Source organism: Pseudomonas sp. 05T35, from assembly GCF_056396605.1.
The window spans coordinates 1-9,006 of the sequence record NZ_JBFTLU010000322.1 but is presented as its reverse complement, the minus strand read 5'-3'; the positions used below and the strand labels follow the sequence as shown (position 1 = coordinate 9,006).

Below are 9,006 nucleotides of genomic sequence, written 5' to 3'. Positions count from 1 at the left end.
GGCGAAGTCTCGCGCCAACTGACGGATCTGCTCGGCCGGCACGGCGCACAGCGGGCTCATGACCTCGGCACTAAAGGATGCGACGGCCTGACGAACCTCCTCCAGCCCGTCTACCGGCAAATGACTGTCACGGCTCAAGCCTTCGGCGAACACGGTATTGAGCAACCCGAATAACAGCGCCGCATCACCGCCTGGACGGACAAATATATGTTGATCGGCAATCGCTGCCGTTTCGCTGCGACGCGGATCGACCACCACCACTTTGCCGCCCCGGGCCTGAATCGCCTTCAAGCGTTTTTCGACATCCGGCACGGTCATGATGCTGCCGTTGGAGGCCAGCGGATTACCGCCCAGGATCAGCATGAAATCGGTGTGATCGATGTCCGGGATCGGCAGCAGCAAACCATGGCCGTACATCAAATGGCTGGTGAGATGTTGAGGCAATTGATCGACTGAAGTTGCAGAGAAACGATTGCGGGTTTTGAGCAAGCCGAGGAAGTAATTGCTGTGGGTCATCAACCCATAGTTGTGCACGCTGGGGTTGCCCTGATAAACCGCGACGGCGTTCTGGCCATGGCGCTCCTGAATCGCCGACAGGCGTTCAGCTACCAGAGCGAAAGCCTCGTCCCAGGCAATCGCTTTCCACTCGCTGCCGACCCGCAGCATCGGCTGTCGCAGGCGGTCGGGGTCGTTCTGGATATCTTGCAGCGCCACTGCCTTGGGGCAGATATGGCCGCGACTGAAGCTGTCCTGCGGATCACCCTTGATCGAGGTGATTTGCACGCCAGCGTCTTCGGTTGCAGTGGTTTCGATGGTCAAGCCGCAAATGGCTTCACACAGGTGGCAGGCACGGTGATGAAGAGTCTTGGTCATGGCCATTCTCTGTTTTATTCGAGGCAACCTGTATCAGGTTGCGGGAACAAAACTATGGGCTGTGACCGAGCGCTGCGCCAGCGACGTTCGTCTTGTGAATCGAGCCCCATCAGGCCCGCCGATATTAGCCCTGGGGAAGCCTGGAGGGCGCTTGAAGCTGGATTTCCTGGACGGTTTCGATCTGCTCCTGGGCAATGTACACACCCGTGAGTTCACCGATCAGGCGCCAGTGCTCGTCGAGCCCGGCGCTGACAGTGGCCATGCGGTCGATCATCCGTCGACCTGCTGCCTTGGTCACCTCATCCTCGCTGCGCATCAACTCAAAGGACATTGAGGTCATGGAAGCGGTCAGGTGAGTCAAGGTGCGTGCCGTGAGGCCCAGCAGCTCCAACAATTGCTGTTCTTTCGATTCCATTCCAAAGGCTTCCTGTGTCACTCGTGACTTAGTTATAACCCAGCACTTTGCATTAGCAAATGTTTCAAGCGAAGGCAGGCTGGATCCTGCCTGCCACCACCCTCGGCCGATAGGTCAGAAACCGACCGAGACTGTGCTTAGCCCGCCCCGCTTGATTGCCAAGGCGCGCAAGGGCAGTGTACAAAGAGGTCGCGGCTGTCAGGAAACAGGCTTTAAAAGCGCGACTGCGGTCATCCCGTAGCCCCTCTGAAATTCCCCAAAAACCGTAGCCTATTGGTAAGACGCGACATTTAATGTCAATATCGCGTCTTCCCCTATTTCGTCGCCCCGTGCGGCTTTCGCCGCAGGTCTCGCCCGTTTTTCAGTTAAACAAGGCTTTGAGTATCTGCGGTCTGTTGCAAAAAGGTAGTCAATGATGAGCGCAAGGCACTTTCTCTCCCTGATGGATTGCACGCCCGAAGAGCTGGTCAGCGTGATCCGTCGAGGCATTGAGCTCAAAGACCTGCGTAACCGCGGCGTACTGTTCGAGCCGTTGAAAAATCGCGTGCTCGGGATGATCTTCGAGAAATCCTCCACGCGCACCCGACTGTCGTTTGAAGCCGGCATGATCCAGCTTGGCGGCCAGGCGATTTTCCTGTCGCCCCGTGACACCCAACTGGGTCGCGGCGAACCGATCGGCGACTGCGCCATCGTCATGTCGCGCATGCTCGACGCGGTGATGATCCGTACCTTCGCCCACAGCACCCTGACCGAATTCGCCGCCAACTCGCGCGTGCCCGTGATCAACGGCCTGTCCGATGACCTGCACCCGTGTCAGTTGCTGGCCGACATGCAGACATTCCTCGAACATCGCGGCTCGATCCAGGGCAAGACCGTGGCCTGGATCGGTGACGGCAACAACATGTGCAACAGCTATATAGAAGCGGCGATCCAGTTCGACTTCCAGTTGCGCATCGCCTGCCCTGAAGGCTATGAACCAAACCCTGAGTTCGTGGCCAAGGCCGGCGATCGGGTGACCATCGTCCGCGATCCTCGGGAAGCGGTACGCGGCGCTCATCTGGTCAGCACCGACGTCTGGACCTCCATGGGCCAGGAAGAAGAAACCGCCAAGCGCCTCAAGCTGTTCGCACCGTTCCAGGTTAATCGTGCCCTGCTCGATCTGGCCGCCGAGGACGTGTTGTTCATGCACTGCCTGCCCGCCCACCGCGGTGAAGAAATCAGCCTCGATCTGCTCGACGACCCGCGTTCGGTTGCCTGGGATCAGGCCGAGAACCGTCTGCATGCGCAAAAGGCCTTGCTCGAGTTTCTCGTTGAGCCTTCGTACCACCACGCATGAGTCATCCATTACTGCTGAACCTGCGTAATCTGGCCTGTGGTTATCAGGACCAGCGGGTCGTCCAGAACCTCAACCTGCACCTCAATGCCGGTGACATCGGTTGCCTGCTCGGTTCTTCCGGCTGCGGCAAGACCACCACCCTGCGGGCGATTGCAGGCTTTGAACCGGTTCACGAAGGGGAAATCCAGCTGGCCGGTGAAACTATCTCCAGCGCCGGTTTCACCCTCGCGCCGGAGAAAYGCCGGATCGGCATGGTGTTCCAGGACTACGCACTGTTTCCGCACCTGAGCGTAGCCGAGAACATCGCCTTCGGCATTCGCAAGCATCCGCAGCAGGATCGGGTCACCGAAGAGATGCTTGAGCTGGTCAACCTGAAGCACCTCGGCAAGCGCTTCCCGCACGAACTCTCTGGCGGCCAGCAACAACGTGTTGCACTGGCCCGGGCGTTGGCACCGGAGCCGCAACTGCTGTTGCTCGATGAACCGTTCTCCAACCTCGATGGCGAATTACGCCGCAAGCTCAGCCATGAAGTCCGGGACATCCTCAAGGCCCGTGGTACCAGTGCAATTCTGGTGACTCACGACCAGGAAGAAGCCTTTGCCGTCAGCGATCAGGTTGGTGTGTTCAAGGAGGGTCGACTGGAGCAGTGGGACACCCCTTACAACCTCTACCACGAGCCGCAAACACCGTTTGTGGCGAGCTTTATCGGTCAGGGTTATTTCATTCGCGGTCAGCTGCAGACCCCGGAATCGGTGCAGACCGAACTCGGTGTGCTGCGTGGTAATCGCGCGTACACCTGGCCAGCAGGCGGCGCGGTGGATGTGTTGCTGCGCCCGGACGATATCGTTTACGCGCCCGACAGCCCACTGAAGGCACGGATCGTTGGCAAGACCTTTCTGGGTGCATCGACGTTGTATCGACTGCAGTTACCGACCGGCTGCCAACTGGAGTCGATCTTCCCGAGCCATGCCGATCATCTGGTCGGCGCCGATGTCGGCATTCGCGTGGCCGCCGAACACCTGGTGCGCTCCCACAGTAGGCCTTCGTCAGCCGAGCATCAAGGTTCCGCTGGCCACCAGCGTCGCATGTCCCCCGATCTTCACCCGATCCCCTTCCAGGCGGCAGAACAATGCCCCGCCCCGCGCCGAACACTGATACGCCGTCAGGCTCGATTTATCCAAACGCTGCGACCAGTACGGAATCAGGCTGCAATGAGTCGAGCCGGTGACCGGGTCTTCGTTGATACCGATGGCCGGTGCGAAGTACCGCGAGACGAAATCATGCCGCGAACCCGACGCAGTCACGATCGCKCCGGGCCAAGGCAGCTTCGCCAGCGCGGCCATGTCCGGCTGGCAATCGAGCACCGCCTGCTCCGACTCCAGCACTACGAACAATTCGTTGGAACCCAGTACATCCACCGCCTGCACACCCAGCGCCCGCTCCACATCGAGGGTCACGCCGACTTCGCGCAGTTCAATCGCCGGAAAGTTCAGCCATAGCCGCTCACCTTCCCGACTCACACTCAAGGGGCCGGACTTGCTGATGAAGTCCAGGCGCTCGGCCGGTTCTTTATAGACCTCGAACAACACATAAGCGCTGGCCAGCGTTGCATGGCCGCACAACGGCACTTCGGTGGTCGGCGTGAACCAGCGGATACGCCAGCCTTGCGCCTCACGCACCACAAACGCGGTTTCGGCAAGGTTGTGCTCGGCGGCGATTTTTTGCATCAAGTCATCGGCGAGCCAGGTCTCGAGCCGATAGACCATTGCCGGATTGCCACTGAACGGTTGATCACTGAACGCGTCGACCTGATGAAACGCTAGCTGCATGAGTGTTCTCCCTCTTGTTAGGCGAAGGCGAGCATGCAACGGCCACTACCCGGCTACCAGAGACAGAACCTGCCGATTTTCACCATACAGCGCGGCAGTCAGGCCCGGCCGATATCGGCGAATGTGGCCTGGGTGTGCTCGGCCAGCACCGTCGCCGCCAATTCGACCTCAAGACCACGTCGGCCCGCACTGACGTAAATACTCGCGAAAGGCTGAGCACTGTTATCGATGAACGTGCGCAAACGCTTCTTCTGCCCCAACGGACTGATGCCCCCCAGCAAGTAACCGGTCGCCCGTTGCGCCGCGGCGGGATCAGCCATTTCGACTTTCTTCACCCCGGCGGCATGCGCCAACGCTTTCAAATCCAGACTTCCGACGACCGGTACAACGGCCACCAGCAACTCACCCTTCTCACTCGCCGCCAGCAGCGTCTTGAACACTTGCGCCGGATCCAGCCCGAGCTTTTCCGCTGCCTCCAGACCGTAGGACGCAGCCTTCGGATCATGTTCATAACTGTGCACGCGATGTTCGGCACGAACTTTTTTCAACAGATCCAATGCGGGGGTCATGGCAGCTCCAAGCCTGGCGGTAGCAGAAAAATACTGCGCTGGATTCTAGGCCATCACCGAGCAAAAGGCTCTATTACCTGCTCCTTCCCGCCCAGGAACAGCCAAGCGTGGGACAAAATCCAGCCGCTTCCCGGGGCCATCCAAATGATCACTCACCTGATTAATAGTTTAAATATGACTGATAGTTCACTTTCGACCTTTGACATCAGCATTTCTTGTCTATATTTTTTCGAATCTGAATAATGCATAAACGTTTCTGCGTAGTACCCGGCAGTAGGCCGAGACCTGGATGGGGATCCTGCCTCGGTGAAAATCGCGCCCTGACCATTTCGAGAAGAGCGCCCAACAACAACAAAAACGAGGTTTTCAATGACAACTGCATCGCAACAACCATCGCTCTCGAGCCAATGCATGGCCGAGTTCCTGGGTACTGCCTTATTGATTTTTTTTGGTACTGGCTGTGTTGCCGCGCTCAAAGTCGCGGGTGCCAGCTTTGGGCTATGGGAAATCAGCATCATCTGGGGGATCGGTGTCAGCATGGCGATCTACCTGACCGCGGGCGTTTCAGGCGCTCACCTGAACCCGGCCGTCAGCATCGCGCTGTGCATATTCGCCGATTTCGAGAAGCGTAAACTGCCGCTCTACATCTTCTCCCAGGTCGCTGGCGCCTTCTGCGCAGCATTGTTGGTTTACACGCTTTACAGCAACCTGTTCTTCGATTTCGAACAAACTCACCAGATGGTTCGTGGCACACAAGCCAGCCTCGAACTGGCCTCGGTCTTCTCCACGTTCCCGAACCCTGCCCTGTCGACAGCCCAGGCGTTCCTGGTAGAGGTGATCATCACCGCCATCCTGATGGGCGTGATCATGTCCCTGACCGACGACAACAATGGCCTGCCTAAAGGCCCGCTGGCACCACTGTTGATCGGCCTGCTGATCGCCGTCATTGGCAGCTCGATGGGCCCGCTGACCGGTTTTGCAATGAACCCCGCGCGAGACTTCGGCCCTAAACTGATGACTTTCTTCGCCGGCTGGRGTGAAATTTCCTTCACTGGCGGCCGTGATATTCCGTACTTCCTGATTCCGATCTTTGCACCGATCCTGGGTGCTTGCCTCGGCGCAGCAGCGTACCGCGGGCTGATTGCCCGTCACCTGCCAAGCCCCGTAATTGCTACAAAGGATGCAGTACAGGCCATTGACGGCAAAGCACGAATTTCCTGAACGCGGTAGCGCGTGATCCTGCCCACTATTGATCACGCGCCCCGACCCATTCCCTTATTTCGTCCAAGGCAATCGACATGACCGACACTCAGAATAAGAACTACATCATTGCCCTTGATCAGGGTACGACCAGCTCCCGGGCGATCATTTTCGACCGTGACGCCAACGTGGTCTGCACTGCGCAACGTGAATTCGCCCAGCATTACCCGCAGGCCGGCTGGGTCGAACACGACCCGATGGAAATCTTCGCTACCCAAAGCGCCGTGATGGTCGAGGCCCTGGCGCAAGCCGGCCTGCATCATGATCAGGTGGCGGCCATCGGCATCACCAACCAGCGTGAAACCACCGTGGTCTGGGACAAGACCACCGGTCGGCCGATCTATAACGCAATCGTCTGGCAGTGCCGCCGCAGCACCGAGATCTGCCAGCAACTCAAGCGCGACGGGCATGAGCAGTACATCAGCGAAACCACTGGCCTGGTCACCGACCCGTACTTCTCCGGCACCAAACTCAAGTGGATCCTCGACAACGTCGAAGGCAGCCGCGAACGCGCACGCAAAGGCGAACTGCTGTTCGGCACCGTCGACAGCTGGCTGATCTGGAAATTTACCGGCGGCAAGACCCACGTCACCGACTACACCAACGCCTCGCGCACCATGCTCTTCAACATCCACACCCTGGAGTGGGACGCGAAGATGCTCGAAGTGCTGGACATCCCGCGCGAGATGCTCCCGGAGGTCAAGTCGTCATCGGAAATCTATGGCCACACCAAGAGCGGCATCGCCATCGGCGGTATTGCCGGCGACCAGCAGGCCGCGTTGTTCGGCCAGATGTGCGTTGAACCGGGCCAAGCGAAAAACACCTACGGCACCGGCTGCTTCCTGCTGATGAACACCGGCGACAAAGCGGTTAAATCCCGGCACGGCATGCTCACCACCATCGCCTGYGGCCCACGCGGCGAAGTGGCCTACGCACTGGAAGGCGCAGTGTTCAACGGCGGCTCCACCGTTCAGTGGCTACGCGACGAGCTGAAGATCATCAACGACGCTCACGACACCGAATACTTCGCCAATAAGGTCAAGGACAGCAACGGCGTGTACCTGGTACCCGCCTTCACCGGCCTCGGCGCCCCGTACTGGGACCCGTATGCCCGTGGCGCGCTGTTCGGCCTGACTCGCGGCGTACGCGTCGATCACATCATTCGCGCAGCACTGGAGTCGATTGCCTACCAGACTCGCGACGTACTCGACGCCATGCAACACGACTCCGGCGAACGACTCAAGGCTCTGCGCGTAGACGGCGGTGCGGTCGCCAACAACTTCCTGATGCAATTCCAGGCGGATATCCTCGGCACCAAGGTCGAGCGCCCGCAAATGCGTGAAACCACTGCACTGGGCGCCGCCTACCTGGCCGGCCTGGCCTGCGGTTTCTGGGGCAGCCTGGACGAACTGCGCGGCAAGGCGGTGATCGAGCGCGAGTTCGACCCGCAATTGGACGAAACAGCGAAGGAAAAACTCTACGCCGGCTGGAAAAAAGCCGTCAGCCGCACCCGCGACTGGGAGCCGCACGAAGGCGCTGAATAAGCCAAGTAGCGGATTCGTATCGGTATGTAACTGGTAGGGAGGTGATTCGTACGGCATCATGGGCAAATTTTGCACGGCAGCCCAAAGGAAGCCCTATGAATCTGCCTCCCCGTCAGCAGCAAATCCTCGAACTGGTCCGCGAACGCGGCTACGTCAGCATCGAGGAAATGGCTCAGCTATTTGTTGTTACACCGCAGACCATCCGCCGCGATATCAATCAATTGGCGGAAGTGAATTTGCTGCGCCGCTATCATGGCGGCGCCGCTTACGATTCAAGTGTCGAAAACACCGCCTATGCCATGCGTGCCGATCAGATGCGCGATGAGAAACAACGCATCGCCGAAGCCATCGCCGCACAAATCCCCGATCATGCCTCGTTGTTCATCAATATCGGTACCACCACCGAATCCATCGCCCGGGCGCTGCTCAATCACAGCCATCTCAAGGTGATCACCAACAACCTGCACGTCGCCTCGATCCTCAGCGCCAAGGATGACTTCGAAGTCCTGCTTGCCGGTGGCAACGTGCGCCGTGATGGCGGCGTAGTCGGTCAGGCCTGCGTCGACTTCATCAACCAGTTCAAGGTCGACTTTGCACTGGTCGGCATCAGCGGTATCGATGAAGACGGCAGCCTGCTCGACTTTGACTACCAGGAAGTGCGGGTCTCCCAGGCGATCATCGCCAACGCCCGACAAGTCCTGCTGGCAGCAGACTCCAGCAAGTTCGGCCGCAACGCCATGGTCCGCCTGGGGCCGATCAGCCTGATCGACTGCCTGGTGACCGACCACGCGCCGGTTCCGGCACTGGCGCAACTGCTGAGCCAGCACAAGATCCGGCTGGAAGTGGTTTAACCCCCCCCGACATATTCGTCGTCAGTACCGACGCCTTCGCGAGCAGGCTCGCTCCCACAGGGTTTGCACGGACCCTGTGAGCGAGCCTGCTCGCGAATACGGCCGCCCATTCACCATACCTTCCGCGCCCAGCCGAAGACCGTAATGTTCGAAAATTTTCCTTTCCCCTCTCTTCGATCAGAATTTTCAATCGAAGCCAGCTGGTTGTGCCTGGATTTATGCGCTACTATTTTCGCAAATGAACATTAATGTTCGAATTCAAATATAGAAAGTACCCCGAGGCCAGCCGATGCCCACTTCAACCTTGCCCATGCCCCCTCTTGCCGAGG

General features: G+C 58.9%; 8 protein-coding genes and 1 pseudogene. 5 read left to right on the top strand and 4 right to left on the bottom strand.

Annotated elements, in window-relative coordinates:
- Together AC1DH9_RS21565 and AC1DH9_RS21560 are read right to left on the bottom strand one after the other, a co-directional pair.
- A partial coding sequence (locus tag AC1DH9_RS21565; protein WP_477808754.1) for a molybdopterin-dependent oxidoreductase occupies window positions 1-873 on the bottom strand: 873 nt, incomplete at its 3' end.
- A 124-nt stretch (window positions 874-997) separates the two neighbouring features.
- Complete coding sequence (locus tag AC1DH9_RS21560) at window positions 998-1,288, bottom strand: hypothetical protein (RefSeq protein WP_427536251.1); 291 nt, start codon at window positions 1,286-1,288, stop codon at window positions 998-1,000.
- Window positions 1,289-1,703: 415 nt separating this feature from the next.
- On the opposite strand from AC1DH9_RS21560, the gene argF reads away from it, so the two are divergent.
- Together argF and AC1DH9_RS21550 are read left to right on the top strand one after the other, a co-directional pair.
- Window positions 1,704-2,624, top strand: coding sequence for an ornithine carbamoyltransferase (gene argF, locus AC1DH9_RS21555; RefSeq protein WP_427536253.1), 921 nt, complete (start codon window positions 1,704-1,706; stop codon window positions 2,622-2,624).
- Window positions 2,621-3,682 (top strand): annotated as a pseudogene (locus tag AC1DH9_RS21550) (ABC transporter ATP-binding protein); the annotation flags it as partial. The gene argF and the pseudogene AC1DH9_RS21550, both read left to right, overlap by 4 nt.
- Here AC1DH9_RS21550 and AC1DH9_RS21545 read toward each other — a convergent pair.
- Window positions 3,671-4,453, bottom strand: coding sequence for a PhzF family phenazine biosynthesis protein (locus tag AC1DH9_RS21545; protein ID WP_427536257.1), 783 nt, complete (start codon window positions 4,451-4,453; stop codon window positions 3,671-3,673). The pseudogene AC1DH9_RS21550 and the gene AC1DH9_RS21545 sit on opposite strands and share 12 nt — an antisense overlap.
- Window positions 4,454-4,551: 98 nt before the next feature.
- Entirely contained in the window at window positions 4,552-5,022 is a 471-nt protein-coding gene (ybaK, locus tag AC1DH9_RS21540; RefSeq protein WP_019693367.1) for a Cys-tRNA(Pro) deacylase, read from the bottom strand.
- Window positions 5,023-5,391: 369 nt separating this feature from the next.
- Here ybaK and AC1DH9_RS21535 point away from each other — a divergent pair, with 369 nt between their 5' ends.
- The 3 genes from AC1DH9_RS21535 to AC1DH9_RS21525 all read left to right on the top strand — a co-directional run bounded on the left by AC1DH9_RS21535 (window position 5,392) and on the right by AC1DH9_RS21525 (window position 8,677).
- The gene (locus tag AC1DH9_RS21535; protein ID WP_477808753.1) at window positions 5,392-6,243 is read left to right on the top strand and encodes an MIP/aquaporin family protein; all 852 of its coding nucleotides are present in this window, start codon (window positions 5,392-5,394) and stop codon (window positions 6,241-6,243) included.
- A gap of 77 nt (window positions 6,244-6,320) precedes the next feature.
- Complete coding sequence (gene glpK, locus AC1DH9_RS21530) at window positions 6,321-7,826, top strand: glycerol kinase GlpK (protein ID WP_427536262.1); 1,506 nt, start codon at window positions 6,321-6,323, stop codon at window positions 7,824-7,826.
- Window positions 7,827-7,921: 95 nt separating this feature from the next.
- Window positions 7,922-8,677: a DeoR/GlpR family transcriptional regulator gene (locus tag AC1DH9_RS21525; protein WP_054593817.1), complete on the top strand. Its 756-nt coding sequence runs from the start codon at window positions 7,922-7,924 to the stop codon at window positions 8,675-8,677.
- Window positions 8,678-9,006: the final 329 nt, after the last annotated feature.

Bases quoted from the DNA above. Each gene is read 5' to 3' on its own strand.
- argF (WP_427536253.1), top strand. From the start codon at position 1,704: ATGAGCGCAAGGCACTTTCTCTCCCTGATGGATTGCACGCCCGAAGAG.
- ybaK (WP_019693367.1), bottom strand. From the start codon at position 5,022: ATGACCCCCGCATTGGATCTGTTGAAAAAAGTTCGTGCCGAACATCGC.
- AC1DH9_RS21525 (WP_054593817.1), top strand. From the start codon at position 7,922: ATGAATCTGCCTCCCCGTCAGCAGCAAATCCTCGAACTGGTCCGCGAA.
- AC1DH9_RS21560 (WP_427536251.1), bottom strand. From the start codon at position 1,288: ATGGAATCGAAAGAACAGCAATTGTTGGAGCTGCTGGGCCTCACGGCA.